The following is a 21709-nucleotide window of genomic DNA, read 5'->3' as shown; positions in this document are numbered from 1 at the left end:
CATAGGAAGCAACAGTTTGGCAGCGGCAGGGTGTTCAGAATCCCGGACCGTTCGAGCTAACCTAGTTCAATGGGCGAGCGCCGTCTCGCTACCGGATCCCGACGAAAGCGCTTGGTGAGCAGTGACGAAAGCCTGACCTCGGGCGCGCACCTCGACATGGGTCATGCCGGCCGAGTAGAGTGCTGAACCTAGCCCGAAGCCGGCAGCGCCTGCCGATCGCCAGCGCCCCATCGTTTCAGGGAGGATTCCGCCTGTCGGGAGGACTCGGGTGCGTTGAGGCAACACCGCCAGTGACGCCTTTACGAACGCCGGGGTGAAACCCTCGGCCGGAAAGAGTTTAAGCGCCGTCGCACCCGCCGCTATCGCCGCGACTGCCTCTGTGGGTGTCGCGAAGCCCGGCAGCGCCACCATGCCTCGCTCGGATGCGGCGGCGATGACGCGGACGTCCGTATTTGGCGCGATGACAAGCCGACCGCCGGCATCGTCGATCCTTGAGACATCCTCGGCTCGGATAACGGTGCCTGCTCCCACGACCGCCCGGTTCGCAAGATGCTTTGCTAGAAGCTCGATGCTGAGCAGCGGCTGCGGGGAATTAAGCGGTATCTCTATCAGGACAATGCCCACTTCAACGAGCGCTTCGCCGATCGCCCGCACCTCCCCAGGACGGACGCCGCGTAAGATCGCTACAAGCGGGCAGCGTCCGAAGGCGTCGTTGAACGGATCAGTGTCCGAAAGCTGATGGGTCATGCATCTAAACTCGCGGCCTGATGTTTCCGGGGACTCACGCAGCTTTGCGATCGGAAGGTCTGCGTGAGACTGGCCCGACTACTCGACGAGCATTTTCTCGAAGAGCTCACTCCGAGGGCAGCGCAATGTCCGCATACTCGCGTCGGATAAAATCGAGCTTCGGATCAATGTACCGACGACAGAACGGGCGGGTAGGATCGGTACGATAGTAGTTCTGGTAGCGCTCGTCCGACGGTAAGAAGCCGACGAAGGGTATCACCTGCGTGTGAATTTCTTTCGAAGCCTCGTCCGCGAATCGGCGCACTGCCCGCTCAGCTCCCGGACGTTGTGGAGATTCGAAAGTGTAGATCGCGCTGCGATACTTCCCGCGGGGTGAACGTGCTCTGGTCGAAGAGTGCGTTCGAAGATGCACTTCGGCCAGCGTCTCCAGACTGATAACGGACGGATCGAAAGTCACGATGACGCCTTCGGCCCAAGTGTCCGCGGGAGGCTCAGATTGAAGGAAGCCCTGGTCCACCTGGGTGACACCTTTGAGCGCCTGAAAGACGCCCTCCGTGCACCAATGGCAGCCGCCACCAAACCCGATTTTCATTATAGTCTCCTCGGGAAGGCAGGTGCAGCGCCGTTCGTTCTCCTCCGGGAGCGAGCACCGCTAATGAATGCCGTAATCCGATGCCCGACCACATCGGCCATCTCGACGTGGGGATAGTGACCGGCGCCCTCTAGCATCATCGTCTCCGCATTGAGCTGTGCAGCGAGCATTTCAGCTTCGGCGCCGGGATCGGAGAAGTCCGGGTCGCGCGTACCCATCACTATAAGTGCCCGAACAACGCTGTCGTCCAAGATGGCCGCAGTGTCTGCTTTCGATAGCGATAGCATCTTGAGCAGTGCGTCCATTCGACCGGGCTCGTTCAGGTTGCGGGCGATCGTCCGCTTCACCTCGGCATGGTCTGGCGCTCGTTGTGAAGTGAAAAGGCTGGTCCAATATGTGGTCCAGAACCATGTGCGCCAAGGGCCGGCGAACCCGATCGTAAGAGCGAGCTTCTGCGCCGCGGATAGTGGAAGATCGCGTACGATCGGGCCCAGCAGGACAACTCCCTGGACCATGCTGGGCGCTTCTTTCGCCGCCCATAGCGCGGACCCTGCAGCAAATGAGTTGCCCAAGATGAACGCCGGTCCAGCGTCCAGGTGTCGGATGATGGCCACAGCGTCGCGGCCGACGGCGCGGGCTGAATAATCGTCCCATTGTGCCGACGTTTCTCCGAAGCCGCGGACGTCCATCGTGACAAACCGCATTCCCGCCTGCTGCAGGATGGGCTTCAAGCGGCGATACTCGGATCGCAGGTCGCCCATCCCGGGTATGCCGAGAACGATCGGACCTGCGCCTCCCGTGTCGTCGAATGCCACGGCCCCGCCCTCATGTTGCACGAATTGCGTGGGCAAGTGGCCAGCGGTCATACAGCTTCCTCATAATATCAGATCGACAAGCCGCGTGGATCGGCCTCGAGCCTGCTTCACGTCGACCGGCGCCCCGGCGGTTTGCTATTGTCTGGCGGGCGCAATCGGTTCGGCCGCGCAGCGATGCCTAGTTGGCGGCCGTCAGCCGGGCCGGCTGGCTTCGAAAAGGAACCATGCGCGGCGTTCGGCTTCATCAGTCCATGCATCGATGAGGCCAGAGGTGGCGTTATCCTTCGCCTCGTCCGCGACCTCCTTCGCGCGCCGGAACGCTTCCACCATGTGCAAATTGTCGGCCCTTAACTCGCCCAGCATCTCCTGCGGAGTTACAAATTCGGCGTCGTTGTCCTTGATGGTCTGGTGGCGTGCGATGTCACCGATCGATGTTAGCGTGCGATTGCCAGTCTTCCTGGCACGCTCGGCGATAGCATCCGTGACCGCGAGGATCTCGGCCGCCTGTTCATCGAGCAGGAGGTGATAGTCACGGAAATATGGCCCGGAGACGTGCCAGTGAAAATTCTTGGTCTTGAGATATACCGCATAGCTGTTCGCCAGAATGATCTTGAGCGCATCGGCTACGGTCATCGTAGCAGACTCGTCGAGGTCGGTGGGAGTTGCAACTGGCGCAGTACTGGCGTTGGTCATCGATAGACTCCCTGAATGGTGGCTTTCACAGGAGCCGGCATCGATTCCCCTTCGGCCGCTGAGGCCGACAGAATGAGTTTGGCTTGGATCGATGTCCAATAACCGGCAGCTATAGTTTCGATAGCCTTCAGCGGCTAAGGCGCGAGTAGCGTTTGTGTTTCCAACCCTTGCACGGCGTGCGAGAGAGAAGTTAGTTGACGGGCGTGAACCCAAGCACAAAGCGGACCACTTTCTCCGAGGACATCTCGCAAGGCCTGAGCAACGTCTCGCCGTTCGCCACTCGGTACAGATTGAAGCTCACGATGTCGGTGCCGGCGAGATCTCTCGCAAACAGGCTATTTCGCCGACCGTCGTCAGATCGCTGCACCGACACGCCATAGCGGCGGCCATCGAAAAACCCTTCGCTATAGCCGCGCGGCAGACCTTCGAGCGTAGCTTCGAAATCGGGGTTTTCCATTCAGGCTGCCGATGCGGTATGGGGACGGGACGTGCTCGGCAGGCACCTCTGCGCGGCGGGCGGGCGGACCCGCCCGCCTGCCGTGGGGGGCGCCGCGATACGGCGGTCCGGCGCCGATGCACTTGCCATCAAGACAGCGCCTCTAGACCAGGACACCGCCGGACACGTCGATCACGGCCCCGGCTGTGTAGCTGGCGGTCGGACCAACGAGGTAGCTCACCGCGGACGCGACTTCCTCGATGGTAGCGATGCGACGTATCGGGTGTAGGTCCAGGACGGCTTCAGGGAAATTTTCCGCAGCTCCTGCCGCCATGTCGGTCGGCATGATGCCCGGCTGCACCACGTTCACCGTGATATTGCGCGGCCCCAGATCGCGCTGCACGCCGCGGGCATATCCGGCGATGGCCGCCTTAGTGCCGGCGTAATCGGCAACCCCCGGAACGATCGCGCGCGTGCCAAGTCCGGACCCGATGAAGACGATCCGGCCGCCGTCCGAAATCTTTTGCGCCGCCGCCCGCGTTACCGCCACGGTCCCGAGCACGTTGACGATCCACTGCTTGTCAAAGGCAGGGCCATCAAGCGTGGGATCATCGACCAGCTTGCCCTGGACCGCGATCGCTGCGTTGTTGATGAGGATGTCGAGCTTGCCGAACTCAGAGACCACCTGCTCGACCATCGGCTGCGCAGCCGCGCTATCCGCCTGATCGCACTGAATGGCGATCGCCCGCACCCCTTTGGCCCTCACCTTCTCGACCACGGCTTCAGCCTTGGCGGCAGATGCGGCGTAGGTGATCGCGATATCTGCTCCCTGGTCGGCGAGCGTCTCTGCCAGCACGGCACCGAGACCCCGAGAGCCGCCGGTGATCAACGCGACCTTCCCTTGTAGAACTTTCGACATTCGAGCTTCTCCTGTTGAGGATTTGATGTGCGAGCGCCGGTCGAAAGCAGGGGCGCCGACAAGTAGGCAGTATAGCCGCGGCTCGAAGGTTCACGGCGCGCGAGGCATCTGCTGCATCGGTTCGACCCCCATTAGCGCCATGCCGTTGCGGATCACCTGTCCGACGGCGTTCGCCAGCGAGAGGCGGGCGTGACTGAGCGGGGCGTCGTCTTTCAGGATGAAGCGGCGCTGCGGATCATCGATGCCGGCGTTCCACATGGCGTGAAATGCGGCCGCGAGGTCAGCGAGGTAGAAGGCGATCCGATGCGGTTCGCGGGCGGCGGCAGATGCCTCCACGATGCGCGGAAATTGTGCCGCTTGTTTCACGAGAGCGAGGTCACGGTCGTCCAGTCGGGTCAGGTCGGGTGTCGCCCCCTGCTCGAAGGCGGCTTCGGCCGCGCGATTCGCGAGCGAGTGGATGCGCGCATGGGCATAGTGCACGTAGAAGACCGGGTTATCTTTGGATGCCTCGACGACCTTCGCGAAGTCGAAGTCCATCGGCGCTTCGGCCTTACGGGTCAGCATGGTGAAGCGGACGACGTCCTTGCCGACTTCCCGAACGACGTCGGAAAGCGTCACGAAGTTGCCGGCGCGCTTCGACATCTTCACCTGCTCGCCCGCGCGGAGCAGGCGAACGAGCTGCACCAGTTTGATGTCGAAGCGCTTGCGCCCTTCGGTGAGGGCTTCGGTAGCCGCGATGATCCGCTTCACCGTGCCGGCATGGTCCGCGCCCCAGACGTCGATCATCTGATCGGCGTCGCGTGCCTTCTCGAAGTGGTAGGCTAGGTCGATGCCGAAGTAGGACCAGCTTCCATCTGCCTTGCGGATCGGCCGATCCTGATCATCGCCAAAAAGTGTCGAGCGAAACAGCGGAAGTTCGATCGGTTGCCAGTCCTCCGGCTTCGACCCCTTCGGAGGGTCAAGCACCCCATTATAGATGAGATCGCGCTCGCGCAGCCAAGCCTCGGCGGCGGCCGGCCTTCCCGTCTCGAGCAGTTCGGCTTCCGATGCGAAGCGGTCGTGACGAACGCCCAGCAGCGCGAGGTCCGCACGGATCGTTTCCATCATCGCTGCGACGGCGCGCGAGCGGAATATCGGAAGCCATGCGGTAGGCGGGGCTTGTCGGTAGCGGTCGCCGTAGTCCGAGGCCAAGGCCTGGCCGACGGGCTTGAGATAGTCGCCCGGATAGAGGCCTTCCGGGATATCACCAACGCTGTCGCCCAGCGCCTCGAGGTAGCGGATGTGCGCGGATCTGGCGAGGACGTCCACCTGTCCGCCGGCGTCGTTGACGTAGTATTCGCGGATCACGCGGTGCCCGGTGAACGCGAGCAGGTTCGCCAGCGCGTCCCCCACGACCGCTCCGCGGCAATGTCCCATGTGCATCGGGCCGGTCGGGTTGGCCGAGACATATTCGATATTCACCGTTTTGCCGGCACCAAACCCCGAGCTGCCATATCGCTCGCCAGAATGTGCGATCGTCGCCAGCTCGTCCCGCCACGCGTGATCGGTCAGCCGCAGATTGACGAAGCCCGGCCCGGCGACCTCGACACTCGTCACTTCCTCGAGCGCCGCCAGCCGGCTGGCCAGCGCCTCGGCGAGCTGCCGCGGCGGCACGCCGGCACGTCTCCCCATCACCATTGCGGCGTTGGTCGACAGGTCGCCGTGCGCAGCGTCATGCGGCGTTTCCACGGTCACGCCACTTCGTGCGAGACCGGCCGGCAGGTCGCCAGACGCCTCCAGCACGTCGAGCGCCTGCTCAAGATGTGCGGAAACGCGAGCATGAAGCGCTGCCGGCATCAGCGGCCGCCTCCGAGGCGGGGCCTACGCAACCTCCACGCCCTTCCAGAATGCGAAATAACCCCTGATCGCTTCGGCTTCTGCGGTCGGGTCGGGGTACGTCCAGGCCGCATCCGGATTGCGCTCGCCGCCCGCCCGCACATGAAAATAGCGCGCTGAGCCCTTGACTGGACAGACGGACGAGTGATCGCTCGCCTCGAGCCTGCTTTGGTCAACCGCCTCTGGCGGAAAATAGTGATTTCCGTCGACGATCACGGTCACTTCGCTCGCGGCGATAGTGGCGCCGTTCCAAACTGCCGAAACCATTCTGTTCCTTCATTCCATCGATGTCTGGGCGCGCCTTTGCCAGTCGCATCAGGTCGCGGACGCCTCACCTGCGAGCAGCTTGTCGAGGCCGCCTTTGGCATCGAGATCAAAGAGGTCATCAGACCCTCCGACGTGCGTGCCGTTGATGAATATCTGTGGAACCGTGTCCCGGCCTGAGGCCTCGATCATTGCCTGGCGCTGAGCAGGATCCTCCTCGATGTCGTGTTCAGTCCATTTCACGCCCTTCTGGGTGAGAAGCGCCCTCGCGCGGCGGCAAAAAGGGCACCAATTGGTCGTGTAGAGGATAATTTCGGGCGTCATGGCTACTCTCTCCGATCGTTCGTTGTTGAGGTCGATTGCGATTCCACAGGCATTTCGTTCTCAGCCGAAGGTGAAGGCGAAAGCCTGAGCGCCGGCATCTAGGAACTCGATCGAGAAGGTACGCTCGCGCACGGCGCCCTTCTGCCGAACGAGCTGATAGAGACGTTGTCCCTCGATCGTGCCGTTCCCAGCGTCATCGATGTCCGTGCCGTGATCGCCAGCGGGCGGCTTGCCGTCGATCGTGACGCGGAATCGAACCCGCCGTCCCATGGTGGAAGGGCCGAGCACAAGGTGCACGTCGCGGGCATGAAAACGGTAGACGAGGCGGGCACCGGCGGATTGGGCCGAGGCATGTTCCGACCCCGCGATCCAGCGGCCGGAAAGCGCCCAGGCGTTCAGAGGCAGCCGAGGCGGCGCGACATAGTCATGCACGGTTTCGCGCGCGAGGCCGCCCGGTGACGTGAAACGCTCGCCACGCACATAGCCCAGGTAGGTCTCGGGTGAGCGTACATCGTTCCAGCTCGCCGCCGCGGAGGATCCCGCCGTGCGCACCGATACGGTTCGCATGTCGCCGACCGCCTGGCCATTCTCGGCGAGGAGCCGCTGGATGACCTTCTCGGATTCGGCGTAATTGCCTTCGCCGAAATGATGGTATCGAATGCGGCCGCGGCCATCGATGAAGTAATGCGCTGGCCAATAGCGGTTGTCGAAGGCGCGCCAGATTGCGTGATTGTTGTCGAGCGCGACGGGATAGGTGATGCCCAGGTCACGCACGGCCTTCGCGACGTTACTGGGATCCTTCTCGAAGGCGAACTCGGGGGCGTGAACCCCGATCACGACGAACCCGGCGGCCCGATACTTCTGCTCCCAGGCTTTGACGTACGGCAGCGTCCGCAGGCAGTTGATGCAGCTGTAAGTCCAGAAATCGACCAGGACGACCTTTCCGCGCAACGCCTCGCGCGTGAGCGACGGAGAGTTCAGCCAACTCGTTGCACCGGTGAGCGGAGGCAACGCCCCTTCGATGCCGAGTGGGCCGTCTCCCGGCATGCTGGTCTGCGCCGAGCGATCGTCCAGCCGGAACTTGTCTAGGAGCCTCTGTTCGACGGCCGACGTGCCGGCAAGCGAGAGCCTGGTCAGCAGGCCCGTGTCGAGCCCCAGCGCGATGGCGGCCACGGCGACGAGCACCAGCGCGCCGAGCGAACGGCGGAACCAGTCGCCGACACGGATCGACCGCTTCATCGCGGCGAAAACGCGTCCGCCGAGGAGCAGCGCCAGTGCTAGCGACGTAGCGGCACCGGCGGCGTAGGCGAGCAGCAGCAGCGACGTGCCGACATTGGCGCCCTGCAAGGCGGCTCCGGTCAGGATCAGCCCCAGTATCGGTCCCGCGCAGGGAGCCCATAGAAGACCGGTGGCGAACCCAAGCAGCAGGGACGCCCAGAAGCTGCCGCCGGAACGTTCCGGGCCGGTCGCTTCTGTGAGACGGGCGCCCAGCTTGACGAGCGGTCGGGTGGCTCGATCCGCAAGCGCGGGAAAGAGCAGCAGCAGGCCGAACAATCCCAATATTAGCAGCGCCACTGCTCTCCCGAAGCTATTCGCCTGGACGGCCCAGCCGCCTCCGACGGCGGCCAGTGTCGCTACCCCGGCAAAGGTCACCGCCATCCCCAGCAGTAGCGGCAGGCCACTGCGCATGAACGGCTGGCCTGCTCGCGCGAAGACGAAGGGCAGCACCGGCAGGATGCATGGGCTGATGATCGTCAGCACGCCGGCGAGGTAGGAGAGCAGCAGCAGAAGCATCACGAGCATTCTTTCAGCGAGAAGTGGCGTAGCCGGGGTCGCCGGGGATCAGCGGCTTGTCCCGGCCGGGGGGGTGAGGCTTGCGCCAGCACTTATCCGCGGCGCCCAGGTGTGCTGCGTCATGCCGCCATCCTCCGAACAGTCTCCAGCACCCGGTCCTGACGATATGGCTTCGAGAAAAAGACCATGTCGTCAGGGATGTCCGTCCCCTCCGGCCAGGGTCTGCCGGAAGTGATGATGATCTGAATGGCGGGCCAGCGCTCCCGAATGCAGATCGCCAGCATGATGCCGTCGATCCCGCCAGGCATGTCCACATCGGTGAAGACGACACGGACATCGAGCCGACCTTCCAGCGTGACGATCGCGTCCGTGGCATCGGCCGCTTGCAGCACCTCGAAACCGGCTTCCTCGATCATGTCCGATGCGAAAAGCCGAACAAGTGGTTCGTCTTCTACGACGAGAACCACGGGCCTCATCATTATACGCATTCCTCCGTCAGCCCTTGGCCAGGTGGCGCATGGGGGCTTGCAAGTCGGCCGCGAATCCGTCCGGATCGTAGCGAAGGTCCACTCCGCCGGTGCCGGCCAAGCCTATGCTGATAAGCTTCGAGCCGAAGCCCCGGCGCGTAGGTGGAGTGACTGGAGGTCCCCCCCGCTCTCGCCATTTTATCATGAGGCGATCGTCACCATCGTTGGTCTCGATCTCCCAGGTGAGCGAGACTTCTCCGGAGTCGCCCGTGAGAGACCCGTATTTGCAGGCGTTTGTCAGAAGCTCGTGCACGATCAGCGAGAAGGAGAGCGCTGCCCGCGCCCCCAACGCCACTGGTGGGCCGTCCATCTTGACGCGATCCATGAACCCGATCGCCTCGACCACGGTCGTCGCTATTGATTTGAGGTCGGCCTGCGCCCAGCTATTTTGAAGCAGGGCGTCATGCGCGGCGCTCAGCGCCATCAGGCGGCGTTCGAAGGCATAGACTGATTCACGGTCGCTCGCTGATCGCAGTGTCTGGCTCGCGATCGCTTGAACCATCGTCAGCATGTTCTTCAGCCGGTGCGCAATCTCACCGTTTACGATGCGCTGTTGCTCGTCCGATCGATGTCGCGCAACACCGGCTTCGAGACGGTCGGTCGCGCTACGGAGAAACGCGATCTCTTCTGCCAGCCAAGGTCTAGGCTGCGCCGAATGAACGAAGAACAAGGCGATCGTCCTGCCATGTTCCCGGACCGGCATATCGACAAGCGCGCGAACCCCGATGCGCATTGCGATCGCAAGGTTCGAGACTGCGCGTTCGTCGGTGAGGGCGTCAGCGACCACCAGCGGGTCGCCATACACGAGCGGCTCCCGCAAACTCACATACTCATCGAGGCGATGACGGCCGGCGAGGCTGAGAATTCCGGGCGCAGTCCAGTCGGTCTTGATGTCGATCGTCTCGATTGCGTCGTCGACTGACCCCAGGCCTGCGCGATCTGCAGTCAGCACCCGCCCGACGATTGCTGCGGTCGCTGACGCCATCTGCCCAGCGTCTCCGCTACCGCGAATGGCCTCGCCGACCTCGACCAAGGCGGCCTGCAACTCCGTCAGACGATTGCTGGCCATGGCGGTCCGACGAAGCTCGAGGTTCTCGCTGGCGAGGCGAGCGAGAGCACGCAGCATCGCCCTTTCCAACTCACTCAACCCTTCCGGGCGTGGCTCGGTGTCGATGACGCACAGCCGGCCGACCACGACACCGGAGCGCAGGACCAGCGGTGCGCCGGCATAAGCGCGGAAGTGCTGGGCACCTGTGACGAGCGGGTTGCAGTTTGTGCGACGATCGGCGGTCAGATCCGTAATCTCGAGCATGTCGCCGCGATCTATTTCTATCCGGCATACGGAGTGCTCGATCTCCGTTTCCTGGACGTCGAGCCCGTACTTGGCCTTGAACCATTGTCGATCGACATCGAGGAGCGTGATCAGTGCGATCGGGACATCGCAGGCCTTTGCCGCGATAAAGACGAGATCGTCGAAGGTTTGCTCGTCAGGCGTGTCGAGGACCATCAGGTCCGCAAGAGCCTTGGCGCGATGGATCGCACCTACATCCGCTGTGTTAGCGTTCAGAGCCACTGATCCCCTCCCAGCGCCTGCGCGTGCCCGCTAGTCCGGTCTCGCAATGAACAGCTCCGAATCGCTGACGGGAGCACGCGAAAGGCGGGGCAAACGCTCGCACCTCAGTGGCCGATCGTGCGCGGCGGCCATGTCGTCGGCGACACGGCAGATGTACTTACAGGGCGCGGATCTGCGTCACCGACGGTGAGTACGATCTTCCCTTGGATGTGCCCGTCCGCAGCGCGCTCGTGCGCGGCGGAAGCCTGCGATAGCGGGTAGGTGCCGTCGATAGCGACACGGACGGCCCCGCTTTCGAGCAACTGCCCAAGCTCCGCGAGCTGCGCACCATTCGATCTGACCTGCGTCGCCGAGACGGTTACACCGAGCCGAGCGGCGTCGTCCTGGCCGGTGAAACCAAGCGGAAAGATCGGGAATAGCGCGCCGCCGCGTCGGATCGTGCGCAGGAAGCGGTCTGCCGTAGGACCGCCGACCGCGTCGACCACCAGATCGACGTCGCGCACGACATCTTCTGCCGCAGTCTTGGTATAGTCGATGAAATCGTCCGCACCGAGATCGTCCAGGAAATTCTCGTGCCGGCCCGAGGCGACGGCGATGACGCGTGCGCCCTGCTGTTTCGCCAACTGGACCGCGAGATGGCCGACCCCGCCGGCCGCGCCATTGACGAGGACCCATTTGCCGGCAAGCGGGACCGGCTGGTGCCGATCCGGCTGCAGCGGATTGGGCTCGTCGTGACCTAGACTGATCAGGAATTGCCAAGCGGTGAGGCCCGACATCGGGACTGCCGCGGCGTGCACGTGATCGATCGACCGCGGCTTGATGGCGAGGTCTGATGCCGGCGCGGATACATATTCGGCATATCCCAGGCTGTCGCCGTAACTCGGGAAACGGATCATGCCGAACGCTTCGTCGCCGGGCACGAAGCCCTGCACATCGTCTGCGACGGCAACGACGACACCGGACACGTCCGATCCGGGAATGACCGGGAACGCGACCTCCGGCCGCCATTCCGGCGGCAATGCCTTATACCCTTCCCGCAGATACCAGTCGGGCGGGTTGATGCCGGCGGCGATCACGCGGATCAGCACTTCTCCGTGCTTGATGTCTGGCTTTGGAGCGTCTTCGTATCGGAGCACGTCCGGGGCACCGAATTCATGGAAGCGGATTGCCTTCATCATGCTGCCCCCTTCACACGCGCTCGAGAAGCGCGACGGTCCCCTGCCCGCCATCGGCGCAGATGCTGACGATCGCGCGTGATCCCACCGGCTGCGCCCACAGCTCCTTCACCGCCTGGCTGAGGTCGCGGGCGCCGGTGGCGCCGAACGGATGCCCGATCGCCACCGAGCCGCCATTTGGGTTGACGCGGTCCCAGTCGAACTGGCCCATGTCTTGGTCGACACCCGCCTTCGTGCGGACCCAGTCACGGTCGGTGATAGCCGCGACGTTCGCCAGCACCTGGGCGGCGAAAGCTTCGTGGATTTCCCAAAGAGCAATGTCCGGGTAGCTGAGTCCATGCCGTGCAAGCAGGCGCGGGATGCCATAGGACGGGGCCATCAGCAGACCCTCGTTGTGAAGGTCGACCGCTGACACCTCGTAGTCGACCAACCGGACATATGGCGTATCGGACGGTAGCTTTGCCACGCCAACCGCATTGGCGACCCAGCAGGCGGCCGCGCCATCGGTGATCGGCGAGCTGTTGCCGGCCGTCAGGGTTCCGAAGCCGCTGTCTCGATCGAAGGCAGGCTTCAGGGCGGCGAGCCGCTCGGCGGACGTGTCTGAGCGCGGGTTAGCGTCGCGCTTCAGCTCGGTCAGCGGGATCACGAGATCATCGAAAAAGCCGGCATTCCAGCCGGCGACTGCGCGCTGGTGGCTTTTGAGCGCCCAATCGTCCTGGGCTTCGCGGGAGATGGACCAGGCCTTGGCCGTCTCCTCCATATGATCGCCCATGGTTCTGCCGGTGATGCGGTTGGCCCACCCCTTGGTCGGTAGGACATAGTCGCGCGGCGTAAGCGCCTGCAGCGCAGCCAGCGCGGCGGCGGGATCTTTCGCGAAAAGATCCGTGAGCCGCTTCGATGATTCTGGGGTCAAGGCCAGCGATGGCCGGCTCATGACCTCGCCGCCGCCGACGAGCGTCAGGTCAGTCCCGCCGCCGAGCATGCCCGCCGCTGCGAAGGTTGCTGTCATGCTGGTCGAGCACGCCAGAACGACGGAGAATGCCGGCACATTCGGATTAAGCTTGGCATCGAGCCAGACCTCGCGGGCAATATTGCTCCAGCCAAGGTTCGGGATCACGGTTCCCCAGACGACCAGGTCGGGCTTCGCATGCTCGGCCATCGCCTGCACCACTGGTACGGATAACGAAACCGTGTCGTATGCCGCCAGCGCTCCGCCTCCGCGGCCAAATGGTGTCCGAAGGCCGGCGGCCACAAAGACGGGTTCGGCGAAGCGGCTCATGCTGATCTCCCGGTATGCTGGAATTGCGCTGGAATGAGGCAGCGGGACGCTGTCGCGGTCGTGCGGCGTGGTCGTCGCATCACGATCCTCCCTGTGGATCGTCGCGCAGGTCGACCACCATCTTGCCGATGTTCTTTCCCGCAAAGAGGTCGAGGAAAGCCGCTGGCGTGCTCTCGAGGCCGTGCAGCACGGTCTCCTGCCATTTGATCTCGCCGTCCAGAATCCATCGCGCGACGTCGCGCTGGAAGTCCTCCCACACGGACATGTTGTGGATCGTGATGAAGCCCTGCAGCAGGATGCTTTTCTCGATCGCGGCGTAGATGTTGCGGGGGCCGGACGGCTCGCTGTTATATTGGTCGATCATTCCGCACAGTGCGAAGCGGGCGAAGTCGTTCGCGGCGCTCAGCGCTGCCTCGAGATGGGTCCCGCCGACATTGTCGAAATAGATGTCGATGCCTTCTGGTGCTGCCGTGTCGAGCGCCGCCGACATGTCCCCCGCCTCCTTGTAATTGATCGTGGCATCGACGCCCGCCTCATCGCGTAGCCAGCGAAGCTTTTCCTCTGAGCCGGCGGAGGCCACGACCCGGCATCCCTTGATCTTTGCGATCTGGACGGCGAGCGAACCGACCGAGCCGGCTGCGGCGGAGACGAAGACGGTTTCGCCTGATTGCGGCTTTCCGATCCGCAGGAGGCCGATATAAGCGGCGAAGCCGGGGAACCCGAGCGGCCCGAGATAGGCTTGCTCCGGGATCGCAGGATCGATCTTGGTGGCAGAAGTAGCGTCGACGACCGCATAGTCACGCCACCCGGCGAAGTGGCTGACGACATCGCCCGGCCTTAGGCCGGTGTCGTCGCTTTCGACAACGACGCCGATCGCGGCCCCATCCAGGGGCTCGCCTATCTCAAACGGCGGGATGTAGCTTTCGCGGCCGGTCATCCTTCCGCGCATGTAGGGGTCGACTGAGAGCCACAGATTGCGGACGAGAACCTGCCCGCTGTGCGGAGCCGGAAGCGATCGTTCGACGAGCTCGAAGTTGTCAGACGCGGGTAGCCCTTCCGGACGGGCCCTGAGATGAAACTGGCGCGCGACGACCGTCATTGCCTCAGCCCTCCCCGCCGATCGCCGCGGTTTCGCGTCCGCGCTCGGGAGGACGCGGCGGGATCTGCGCCGTTATCCACCGTATCGCTCGGTCTTGATTGCCGCGGCGTCCAGACCGGCGAGCAGTGCGCCATCGGCCGCTATGTTCACGAAGCCGTTCGACCCGCAGACGAAGACGTGGGCAGGCGTGCGGGGAAGCCGACTGACCACCTCCTGGACGACCGTGCTATCGATCCGCCGCGCGAAGTCTGTCGCACGCTTCGGAGCTTCACGCGTGATCGCCAGCGTCAGCACGAAGGCGGGATCATCCAGTTCGATGGCCAGCAGCTCGTCCGAGAACAGGACGTCGCGCGCCGTGCGGGCTGACAGGAGCAGCGCTGTCGGAACAGTCTGTGCCATCTCACGGCGCTGCCGGATCATGGCCATCAGCGGGACCAGACCAGAGCCTGCTCCGATCAGAAGGATCGGCTCGGCTCCCTGCCCCGGCCAGAGGAAGTGCCCGCCGAGTGGGCCGCGAAGTTCGATCTCGTCACCGACCGCTGCGACGTCGTGAAAGAAGGGGGATACCTCCCCGTCGGGCAAGCGTTCGATGGCGAGCTCAAGGACCCCTGCATCGCTGGTCGGTGAGGCAATCGAATAGCTGCGCATCGCCGTGTAGCCGTTAGGCGCCGTCAGGCGCACATCGACGTGCTGACCCGCCACATGGGTGAAAGGCGTGCGCAGCCGGAAGAAGAAGCTTTTGATGGCCGGGGTCTGTTGGACGACCTGGTCAATCACGGCCTTCTGCCACGGCGCTGCCTGCACGGCGCCTTCAGTCATGAGTGTATCGCTGCTCGCGCCACGGATCGCCGTAGATGTGATAGCCGCGAAGTTCCCAGAAGCCGGCTTCGTCGCGCGTCGTGAACTGCAGCGCTTTCACCCACTTGGCCGACTTCCAGAAGTACAGGTGCGGCACGAGCAGGCGCGCTGGGCCGCCATGATCGCGCGGAAGCGGCTGCCCGGCATATTTGAGCGCGACCATCGCCTTGTCCGAAAGCAAATCCGCCAGCGGCACGTTCGTCGAGTAACCGTCGTACGAATGCACGAGGACGAAATCGGTGGGGTGCTCGAGCCCGGCGTCTGCGAGGATGTCCTCGATGAGTACGCCGTCCCATGCCGTATCCAGCTTGGACCAGGACGTGACGCAGTGAATGTCCTTCTTCACCCTGGTTTGAGGCAGAGCGTTGAACTGGCTCCAGTTCCAGACCTTGACGGGCTTCGGCCCGATCTTGACCGTGAAATTCCATTTCGCGGTATCGAGGTCCGGGGTCGGTCCGGCGGTCAGAACCGGAAAATTCTCAACGAGATGCTGGCCAGGCGGGATCCGGCCGGACTGGTCGCTGCCCGATCCGCGACCGGTAAAACCTCTGGTGACCATGCCGGACTCCCCTTGTTCGTCGCGACAGCCCCGGCCTAGTCTTCAGCTTACTCCCCTGCGTCACAAGACTTACGCATGCGGATCGAAACGAAGATAAACTTTCTGAAACCTAGGTGCCTGAAGCTCTGTCGGTATAGACATGACTTCGTTCGTCACGATTCGTGGCGACAACGTGTTGACTATAACTTCGGAAGAGCGCCCTTTCCCAATGCCCTGTGACTATAGTTTCAATAGCCGTTAGGGCATCGGATGCGGCGCGATCGCCAGTACAAAGGCACGAGCGAGCACACGAAAAGCCTGGGAAGTGGTCCGCAGTCGCGAGCGGCGACACCCCGATCATCGCATCGGAGCGCAATCGACCGCCGTCTGATCCAATCGAGTCCCGAAATGATCACTCCACTTCATGCGGAACCGAGCTGCGTCTTTAGCACCGGCCAGCTATCGCGAATGTCTTGGCGGTAGGTCTCTCCGTCGCTCACGCGCTGCAGTAGCGGATCTGCAAGCCAAGCGGACTGCTGCGGGCTGAGCAAGTCAGGGATCGGATTGCGATACGGTACGGCCAAGTTGATCCGAGTTCGCTGCGCCGCCGACAGCGGCAGATGGCGGACGGCGTTCTTGCGCAGGTAGAATTGCGGTTCGCGGTCTAGGCGGAAGATGCCATGCGCCACCGATGCGAAGCCCTCTGCATGGGCGTAGGTGTTCAGGTCAGCCCGGCTGACGGCGCGCGGGTCAAACTGTACCTGCACAGCTTCTTCGCCATCCACCCAACCCGCATCGGTTGTGATAACGGCGGGATGTTGAGCGAGGCTCGTCTCCCCCGACCAGAAGCACGGCGTCGTGTAGACGCCCCCCTCGCTCAAGCCATGCTCGATGAGCAGATCACGCCCCAATAGGCGGAAATAGGCCGGCACGTCGCCACCGAGCGCTTCCAGAGCGGCGCTGAGCTTCTCATGAAGGGCGAGCGGATCGTAGCGATCCGCCAGACGGGGCAAAAGCTCGGTTCCGTCCGACCGAAGGAAGCGCATGACCGGGTTGTTCCAGGAGCGCTCGCCATAGAGCCGCATTATCCTGGCATCAGCACCGGGATGATTGTTGAAGATCGCCACCGGCACGAACCGCTCGGCGATCAGCTCCACCATCAAAGGATGCGTCAAAACGTCCTGCCCGAAGTGCACGCAGGTCGCGCACCCCGGAACTTCCTGAAATAGCAGCAACACGGGCTTGCCCTGAGCGGCCGCGAGCGCCGTCGCGTGATCGTAGTCGCGCAGCCATGCGACGTCGCCGAGCTCACGATGCTCGCGATGTGAAACTCGAGTGTTTGTCATGCTATCTATTTAGTGAAGCGCTACAGGAATTCACCTGATCGATTTCTGCAACATCGCATATTTGAGCTCACGTAAAGTGCCGCGAGCTTGTGAACTTACAGCGCAGCTATTGAAACTATAGCCTACCGCTATTGGAAAACAGAAAGCGCAAACTTCATAGTGTCGACGCCCGGATCGGCATCGAAGGCTGCTTAAGGTGCGGTCATGATCCCGGAGAGCAGGCAGAACATCAGCGAAGGCCCGGCAGGCTCGCCCGCTGTGGTCTGGAAAAAGTGATCCTGGATGTCGAACGGCATAACTGAGGAGGAGAGACACAGTGGCCGCTCCCGAGCAATCAGCCCCTGAGCTTCGGGTGATGCAATGGATCGGCGGGGACGGCAAGGAGCTGGACGTTCCAGTTACGCTCTCTCAGCTGGGATCAGGACCGAAGATCCTCTTTGCGTTTCAGCACTGGTGTCGCGGTTGCCACCTGCACGGCTTCCCCACGTTGCAGCGGCTCCACGCCGCCCTAGCAACCAAGGGTGTCGGCTTTGCGGTGATCCAGACGGTGTTCGAGGGCGAGCACGAAAACACCTTCGAGAAGCTGCGGACGAACCAGTTAAAGTACGAGCTGCCAGTCGTCTTCGGCCATGATCCTGCTCCGCATGGCGCGCGCCTTCCCACATTCATGGAGGATTACCGGACACGGGGCACGCCTTGGTTCAGCGTCATAAACTCCAGCGGGGCGGTCATATTCTCGGACTTCCACCTCGATGCGGACAAGCTGGTGGCGCACCTGGAACGGGCTTGATCGATGCGCCGTTGGCTTATCCTTGCCACGACTCATGTCGCGACACTGTCACTGGGGTTTGCCGCCGGCATCTACGCCCTGCCGATCCTTACGGCGCCGCCTCTGCCCGATGCGGCGGCGTTTGCTTCGACCGAAGCGGAAGCGCTCTACACCGGGCGATTCGAGCGCCGTCTTGAGGGCAGCGATTTCGTCCACTGGGGCGAAGGAGACGTGAAAGTGTCGCGCGAACGGATAGCGCACATCGGCCGCCTCTCCCCCGGTCCGGATTACAAGCTTTACCTCGCTCCGCGATTTGCGGGCACGAAAGACGCCTTCCTTGCAATCAAGAACAATTCGCGCCGCATTGGCGATGTGAAGACCTTCAATGGCTTCATCATCGCCGTCCCGGCCGACGTCGACGTTGCCGCATTTAACACGGTGGTGATCTGGTGCGAGGCGTTCGACCGCTTCATCAGCGCGGCCGAGTATCGACACCCTTCTCGAGCATCATGAAACCGGAAGGGCGCGCCGATATCGCAAAATCGATGCGGCCAACTTCACCACAATGTGTTGCAAGGCGGAGAAGAAAATGAAGATCGGCATCATTGGGCTCGGCCGCATGGGTGCAAACATAGCCCGGCGGCTGATCCGGCACGGCCATGACACCATAGTCTACAACCGCTCGCCCGAGCCTGTTGCCGAGCTCGTGCGAGAAGGAGCGGTAGGTGCCTCGGGGCTGGCCGACATGCGCAGCAAGCTCGACAAGCCGGCGATCTACTGGGTGATGCTGCCGGCCGGCAAGCCGACCGAGGCGATGATCGCCGCGATCGCCGACCTCGCTGCGCCGGGCGATATCATCATTGATGGCGGCAACGCCTTCTACAAGGACGATATCCATCGCGCCAAGGATCTCGCGGAGCGCGGCGTCCACTTTGTCGATGTCGGGACGTCGGGCGGGGTGTGGGGGCTTGATCGCGGCTACTGCATGATGATCGGCGGTGAAAAGCCGGTGATCGATCATCTCGATCCCATTTTCTCTGCTCTCGCGCCGGGTCTGGGAACGATACCGCGCACAGTCGATCGCCGCGACGGCCACGACCCGCGCGCGGAGAAGGGCTACATCCACGCAGGGTCGGCCGGGGCGGGCCATTTCGTGAAGATGGTCCATAACGGCATCGAGTACGGGCTCATGCAGGCCTATGCTGAAGGCTTCGACATACTCAAGGGTCGGTCGTCGGCGAAACTGCCCGAAGACGAGCGGTTCGACATCAACCTCACCGATGTCGCCGAGGTGTGGCGTCGCGGCAGCGTGATCTCGTCCTGGCTGCTAGACCTGTCGGCCGCTGCGCTCGCGCGGGATCAGATGCTCGAGCAGTTCTCGGGCCATGTCTCCGACTCAGGCGAGGGCCGATGGACGATCGAGGCGGCGATGGAGGAAGCGGTGCCGGTCAACGTCCTCTCGGCCGCGTTGTATGCGCGTTACAGGAGCCGCGTCGAACATACCTTCGGTGATAAACTGCTTTCGGCGATGCGCTTCGGCTTCGGCGGACATGTCGAGATGCCGCAGTGATCGTGACCCGCTTCCGCAACGAAAAGTCGCGTTGGCCGATCGCAAACCGATCACGCGGGAGCTGGTTAGTCCGGCGGAACCGAAGATGACCCCTCCGATGGAGTCGATCAAAGTGGCTGCCACGCGCGGTCTCGCACTCGCGCCTGTGGCCGCGCTGTTGCTGAGTGTCGCCTTCCTGTTGCTTGGCAATGGATTGCTGGGCACCCTGCTGATCGTCCGGGCCGGACAGGAAGAGTTCTCGAGTGGCAGTATCGGCGCGATGATGTCGGCCTACTTCTCGGGGTTTACCATCGGCGCCCTATTGCTGCCGCGCGTCATTGTATCCGTCGGTCATGTGAGGACGTTCGCCGGCTTCGCAGCCATCGCATCGATCACGGCCATTCTTCATGCCGCGCTGGTGGAGCCGTTGGCGTGGATGCCGCTTCGCATGGTCACCGGTCTTGCTTACGCCGGCATGATCCTCGCGACCGAAAGCTGGCTCAACGCGCACGCATTGCCTTCGACCCGCGGGCAGCTCCTGTCGATTTTCGGCGTCGTTTCGATGGGGTCCTGGGCCGTCGGGCAAGCGCTCCTCAACATCGCGCCGCCCGCCGGTGTGACGCTGTTCCTTATCGTATCGGTGCTCATATCGGCGGCGGTGGTGCCGATCACCCTGTTGCCCAGTCATCCTCCGGCCGAAGTTGAACAGGAGCCGGTCGCGTTTCGGGACCTTCTATCGATCTCGCCTCTCGCGACGATCGGGGCCTTCCTGACGGGCCTGGCCATCGGCGGATTCTGGGGAATGGGTCCGAGCTTCGCCCAAAAAATTGGTCTCGATGTAGCCGGGATCTCTGCCTTCATGGCCGCGGTCCTTGGAGGCACGCTGGCGTTGCAATGGCCGCTTGGCTGGCTGTCTGACCGGGTGCCCCGCAATCTGATCATCGCCGGTGCCGCCCTCGCATCTGCGGCGGCCGCCGTAGGGGTCGCGCTAACGACCGAAGCACCCCTGCCCCTGCTACTCGCCGTGGGAGCCCTTTTCGGCGGGTTCGGTATTCCGATATACTCGCTGTGCGTCGCGGTCGCGAACGACGATCTCCCAGCCGCTCGTCTTCTGGGAACCGCGCGCGGTCTTTTGCTGCTCAACGGCATTGGGACGGCCGTAGGACCGCTGGTCGCCGGGGTGGCAATGAGCCTCGCTGGTCCCGGCGGCCTTTTCCTGTACGCCGCGGCGCTGCTGACAGTCCTTTCAGCGCTCGCCATCGTCTATCGGTGTCCGGAGCACTCTCTGGCGGTGAGGGCCACCCGTTGCCCGAGCGCGCCGATGATCACGGGCGCACTCGACGCGATGATACAAAAGCAAGACCGGCGTCGACACGCCACACGTTAGGGGCCGATCTCGTCGGGGTCTACGCGATCTCTTCCACCCGAAGATCGCGGCCGTTGAATTGCACAGTCTCTCCAGGTTGCGCGCCCTCGATGGCTTCATAAATCGGCGCCATCGTTGAGATCCCCATGAGCTCTTGCCCGTGGCACATGAACTTGCTGGTCGAGACAGCGATCACGAAGTAGCGGCCCGACAGCTTTACGAGCGCGCCTTCCGCGACTGCGGTTTTCGGTCCGAAGTCGATCATCCTGAGCTTGTCGAGCTTGTCGGCGTAATCATCGAGCGTGTCGTCGAGCGCTTCCGCGAAGTCGCTCGCGACCTCGGCCTGGGCCTGTTCGTCGTTCTCGATCGGCTCGCTTCGATCGAGCCGAGCGGTGGAAACATAATCCAGATATTTCTCGCGGGCGCTCTGCAGGGCAGCCGCTTCAAGCGAGAGCATCGTTTCCCGCACGTGATCCTTATTCCAATCCATCTCACCCTCTTTGGATTCCGCTAGCATGAATTGTGAGCGCAGCGACCAAACAACGGCTGCTGCTCGCCGGACCGCGCTATTCGTCTGAGATGACACCCTCGCCCTGGTATGGGATGCGGATCAGCCGCGGGTCGCGAATGATGCTCGTGACCAGCCAAACGTACGTTTGCTCGGCGGTGTCGAAACCAAGGATGTTGAAGGCGCCGCCAAACGGACAGGCTGGAAAATCCGGAAAGCCTTCGCGCAGGACGTAGCGCTCGGGATCACTGTCGAAATCGGCTTTGTAAACCTTGCGCAGGCCGTGCTTGCTAGGGACGTCTTCATCACCGGCCGGCATCGTTTCTCGCTGCTCTGAGAGACGTTCGGCCAGGTCACGGTGGCAGATCTCATCGAAGACATCGAAGGCATCGATCAGCAGCCCCTTGTGCTGGGTTGTGGGATCGGTGATCGCGTAGATGTTCGAGGCGTCTTCGGCGTCGTCGCCGCTTTCCAGGCGCAGGGCAGCATCAACTTGGATTGCGCAGGCGTCCAGCGTGGATCCAAGCTCTAGATCGACCAGGCGCCCTTCTTTGACGCGGTACTCGCGATCATAGCCCTTTGAGACGAAGGACTGCACGGCCTCTAGAACGTCGGACACCTGGTTAGTCATGTGTACTCCTTTGCCTGTTGTACGATCAGGGC

24 protein-coding genes are annotated in these 21709 nt (G+C 63.0%); 4 read left to right on the top strand and 20 right to left on the bottom strand.

Going from position 1 to position 21709, the window contains the following annotated elements:
- Window positions 1-66 precede the first annotated feature (66 nt).
- The 18 genes from Q0U08_RS00750 to Q0U08_RS00665 form a co-directional block, all read right to left on the bottom strand.
- Window positions 67-747 carry a 2-dehydro-3-deoxy-6-phosphogalactonate aldolase gene (locus Q0U08_RS00750; protein WP_298089115.1) on the bottom strand — a complete coding sequence of 227 codons (681 nt, stop codon included), beginning with the start codon at window positions 745-747 and terminating at the stop codon, window positions 67-69.
- Between the two features lie 106 nt (window positions 748-853).
- On the bottom strand, window positions 854-1339 hold the full coding sequence (locus tag Q0U08_RS00745) for a peptide-methionine (S)-S-oxide reductase (RefSeq protein ID WP_298089114.1): 486 nt from the start codon (window positions 1337-1339) through the stop codon (window positions 854-856).
- Window positions 1339-2154: an alpha/beta fold hydrolase gene (locus tag Q0U08_RS00740; protein ID WP_298089113.1), complete on the bottom strand. Its 816-nt coding sequence runs from the start codon at window positions 2152-2154 to the stop codon at window positions 1339-1341. Before Q0U08_RS00740 ends, Q0U08_RS00745 begins: the two co-directional genes overlap by 1 nt.
- A 192-nt stretch (window positions 2155-2346) precedes the next feature.
- Window positions 2347-2847 (bottom strand): DNA starvation/stationary phase protection protein, encoded by a 501-nt coding sequence (locus tag Q0U08_RS00735; RefSeq protein ID WP_272781577.1) that lies wholly within the window; start codon window positions 2845-2847, stop codon window positions 2347-2349.
- A gap of 190 nt (window positions 2848-3037) precedes the next feature.
- Window positions 3038-3304, bottom strand: coding sequence for a hypothetical protein (locus Q0U08_RS00730; RefSeq protein ID WP_298089112.1), 267 nt, complete (start codon window positions 3302-3304; stop codon window positions 3038-3040).
- Window positions 3305-3446: 142 nt separating this feature from the next.
- On the bottom strand, window positions 3447-4172 hold the full coding sequence (locus Q0U08_RS00725) for an SDR family oxidoreductase (protein ID WP_298089111.1): 726 nt from the start codon (window positions 4170-4172) through the stop codon (window positions 3447-3449).
- A gap of 120 nt (window positions 4173-4292) precedes the next feature.
- A complete protein-coding gene (gene argS / locus Q0U08_RS00720) occupies window positions 4293-6038 on the bottom strand; it encodes an arginine--tRNA ligase (protein WP_298089110.1) in 1746 nt (581 codons plus the stop codon).
- A 24-nt stretch (window positions 6039-6062) separates the two neighbouring features.
- Window positions 6063-6344, bottom strand: coding sequence for a DUF427 domain-containing protein (locus Q0U08_RS00715; protein WP_298089109.1), 282 nt, complete (start codon window positions 6342-6344; stop codon window positions 6063-6065).
- A 48-nt stretch (window positions 6345-6392) separates the two neighbouring features.
- Window positions 6393-6665: a glutaredoxin 3 gene (gene grxC, locus Q0U08_RS00710; RefSeq protein ID WP_298089108.1), complete on the bottom strand. Its 273-nt coding sequence runs from the start codon at window positions 6663-6665 to the stop codon at window positions 6393-6395.
- 60 nt (window positions 6666-6725) lie between these two features.
- On the bottom strand, window positions 6726-8459 hold the full coding sequence (locus Q0U08_RS00705) for a cytochrome c biogenesis protein DipZ (protein WP_298089107.1): 1734 nt from the start codon (window positions 8457-8459) through the stop codon (window positions 6726-6728).
- 119 nt (window positions 8460-8578) lie between these two features.
- Window positions 8579-8935 (bottom strand): response regulator, encoded by a 357-nt coding sequence (locus Q0U08_RS00700; RefSeq protein ID WP_298089125.1) that lies wholly within the window; start codon window positions 8933-8935, stop codon window positions 8579-8581.
- 19 nt (window positions 8936-8954) lie between these two features.
- A complete protein-coding gene (locus Q0U08_RS00695) occupies window positions 8955-10559 on the bottom strand; it encodes a GAF domain-containing protein (protein WP_298089105.1) in 1605 nt (534 codons plus the stop codon).
- A gap of 104 nt (window positions 10560-10663) precedes the next feature.
- Window positions 10664-11737 carry an NADP-dependent oxidoreductase gene (locus Q0U08_RS00690; RefSeq protein WP_272781586.1) on the bottom strand — a complete coding sequence of 358 codons (1074 nt, stop codon included), beginning with the start codon at window positions 11735-11737 and terminating at the stop codon, window positions 10664-10666.
- A 10-nt stretch (window positions 11738-11747) separates the two neighbouring features.
- Window positions 11748-13013 (bottom strand): thiolase family protein, encoded by a 1266-nt coding sequence (locus Q0U08_RS00685; protein ID WP_298089104.1) that lies wholly within the window; start codon window positions 13011-13013, stop codon window positions 11748-11750.
- Window positions 13014-13092: 79 nt separating this feature from the next.
- A complete protein-coding gene (locus Q0U08_RS00680; RefSeq protein WP_272781588.1) occupies window positions 13093-14112 on the bottom strand; it encodes an NADP-dependent oxidoreductase in 1020 nt (339 codons plus the stop codon).
- 72 nt (window positions 14113-14184) lie between these two features.
- Window positions 14185-14931 carry a ferredoxin reductase gene (locus tag Q0U08_RS00675; RefSeq protein WP_272781589.1) on the bottom strand — a complete coding sequence of 249 codons (747 nt, stop codon included), beginning with the start codon at window positions 14929-14931 and terminating at the stop codon, window positions 14185-14187.
- Window positions 14924-15529 (bottom strand): sulfite oxidase-like oxidoreductase, encoded by a 606-nt coding sequence (locus tag Q0U08_RS00670; protein WP_272781590.1) that lies wholly within the window; start codon window positions 15527-15529, stop codon window positions 14924-14926. Before Q0U08_RS00670 ends, Q0U08_RS00675 begins: the two co-directional genes overlap by 8 nt.
- 401 nt (window positions 15530-15930) lie before the next feature.
- Entirely contained in the window at window positions 15931-16854 is a 924-nt protein-coding gene (locus tag Q0U08_RS00665; protein WP_298089103.1) for a VPGUxxT family thioredoxin-like (seleno)protein, type 2, read from the bottom strand.
- A gap of 316 nt (window positions 16855-17170) precedes the next feature.
- On the opposite strand from Q0U08_RS00665, the gene Q0U08_RS00660 reads away from it, so the two are divergent.
- The 4 genes from Q0U08_RS00660 to Q0U08_RS00645 are packed head-to-tail and all read left to right on the top strand — an operon-like array spanning window position 17171 to window position 20559.
- Window positions 17171-17644: a peroxiredoxin gene (locus Q0U08_RS00660; RefSeq protein WP_272781592.1), complete on the top strand. Its 474-nt coding sequence runs from the start codon at window positions 17171-17173 to the stop codon at window positions 17642-17644.
- Between the two features lie 3 nt (window positions 17645-17647).
- Window positions 17648-18136, top strand: coding sequence for a DM13 domain-containing protein (locus Q0U08_RS00655; protein WP_272781593.1), 489 nt, complete (start codon window positions 17648-17650; stop codon window positions 18134-18136).
- Window positions 18137-18188: 52 nt separating this feature from the next.
- The gene (gene gnd / locus Q0U08_RS00650; RefSeq protein WP_298089102.1) at window positions 18189-19193 is read left to right on the top strand and encodes a phosphogluconate dehydrogenase (NAD(+)-dependent, decarboxylating); all 1005 of its coding nucleotides are present in this window, start codon (window positions 18189-18191) and stop codon (window positions 19191-19193) included.
- A gap of 31 nt (window positions 19194-19224) precedes the next feature.
- A complete protein-coding gene (locus Q0U08_RS00645) occupies window positions 19225-20559 on the top strand; it encodes an MFS transporter (protein WP_298089101.1) in 1335 nt (444 codons plus the stop codon).
- A 19-nt stretch (window positions 20560-20578) separates the two neighbouring features.
- Here Q0U08_RS00645 and Q0U08_RS00640 read toward each other — a convergent pair whose 3' ends face one another.
- Window positions 20579-21028 carry a hypothetical protein gene (locus tag Q0U08_RS00640; protein WP_298089100.1) on the bottom strand — a complete coding sequence of 150 codons (450 nt, stop codon included), beginning with the start codon at window positions 21026-21028 and terminating at the stop codon, window positions 20579-20581.
- 76 nt (window positions 21029-21104) lie between these two features.
- Window positions 21105-21677, bottom strand: a complete 573-nt coding sequence (locus Q0U08_RS00635; protein WP_298089099.1) for a hypothetical protein — start codon at window positions 21675-21677, stop codon at window positions 21105-21107.
- Window positions 21678-21709 lie beyond the last annotated feature (32 nt).

Origin of the sequence: uncultured Sphingomonas sp. (assembly GCF_946477935.1) — a bacterium.
In the GTDB taxonomy this organism is placed as follows: Bacteria; Pseudomonadota; Alphaproteobacteria; order Sphingomonadales; family Sphingomonadaceae; genus Sphingomonas.
Note: the sequence above shows the minus strand (reverse complement) of the source record. Positions and strands in the feature narration are given on the sequence as shown.

Bases quoted from the DNA above. Each gene is read 5' to 3' on its own strand.
- Q0U08_RS00745 (WP_298089114.1), bottom strand. From the start codon at position 1,339: ATGAAAATCGGGTTTGGTGGCGGCTGCCATTGGTGCACGGAGGGCGTC.
- gnd (WP_298089102.1), top strand. From the start codon at position 18,189: ATGTGTTGCAAGGCGGAGAAGAAAATGAAGATCGGCATCATTGGGCTC.
- Q0U08_RS00715 (WP_298089109.1), bottom strand. From the start codon at position 6,344: ATGGTTTCGGCAGTTTGGAACGGCGCCACTATCGCCGCGAGCGAAGTG.
- Q0U08_RS00700 (WP_298089125.1), bottom strand. From the start codon at position 8,935: ATGAGGCCCGTGGTTCTCGTCGTAGAAGACGAACCACTTGTTCGGCTT.
- Q0U08_RS00735 (WP_272781577.1), bottom strand. From the start codon at position 2,847: ATGACCAACGCCAGTACTGCGCCAGTTGCAACTCCCACCGACCTCGAC.
- Q0U08_RS00750 (WP_298089115.1), bottom strand. From the start codon at position 747: ATGACCCATCAGCTTTCGGACACTGATCCGTTCAACGACGCCTTCGGA.
- Q0U08_RS00685 (WP_298089104.1), bottom strand. From the start codon at position 13,013: ATGAGCCGCTTCGCCGAACCCGTCTTTGTGGCCGCCGGCCTTCGGACA.
- Q0U08_RS00675 (WP_272781589.1), bottom strand. From the start codon at position 14,931: ATGACTGAAGGCGCCGTGCAGGCAGCGCCGTGGCAGAAGGCCGTGATT.
- grxC (WP_298089108.1), bottom strand. From the start codon at position 6,665: ATGACGCCCGAAATTATCCTCTACACGACCAATTGGTGCCCTTTTTGC.
- Q0U08_RS00665 (WP_298089103.1), bottom strand. From the start codon at position 16,854: ATGACAAACACTCGAGTTTCACATCGCGAGCATCGTGAGCTCGGCGAC.
- Q0U08_RS00680 (WP_272781588.1), bottom strand. From the start codon at position 14,112: ATGACGGTCGTCGCGCGCCAGTTTCATCTCAGGGCCCGTCCGGAAGGG.
- Q0U08_RS00640 (WP_298089100.1), bottom strand. From the start codon at position 21,028: ATGGATTGGAATAAGGATCACGTGCGGGAAACGATGCTCTCGCTTGAA.
- Q0U08_RS00655 (WP_272781593.1), top strand. From the start codon at position 17,648: ATGCGCCGTTGGCTTATCCTTGCCACGACTCATGTCGCGACACTGTCA.
- Q0U08_RS00635 (WP_298089099.1), bottom strand. From the start codon at position 21,677: ATGACTAACCAGGTGTCCGACGTTCTAGAGGCCGTGCAGTCCTTCGTC.
- Q0U08_RS00670 (WP_272781590.1), bottom strand. From the start codon at position 15,529: ATGGTCACCAGAGGTTTTACCGGTCGCGGATCGGGCAGCGACCAGTCC.
- Q0U08_RS00705 (WP_298089107.1), bottom strand. From the start codon at position 8,459: ATGCTTCTGCTGCTGCTCTCCTACCTCGCCGGCGTGCTGACGATCATC.
- Q0U08_RS00690 (WP_272781586.1), bottom strand. From the start codon at position 11,737: ATGATGAAGGCAATCCGCTTCCATGAATTCGGTGCCCCGGACGTGCTC.
- Q0U08_RS00730 (WP_298089112.1), bottom strand. From the start codon at position 3,304: ATGGAAAACCCCGATTTCGAAGCTACGCTCGAAGGTCTGCCGCGCGGC.
- argS (WP_298089110.1), bottom strand. From the start codon at position 6,038: ATGCCGGCAGCGCTTCATGCTCGCGTTTCCGCACATCTTGAGCAGGCG.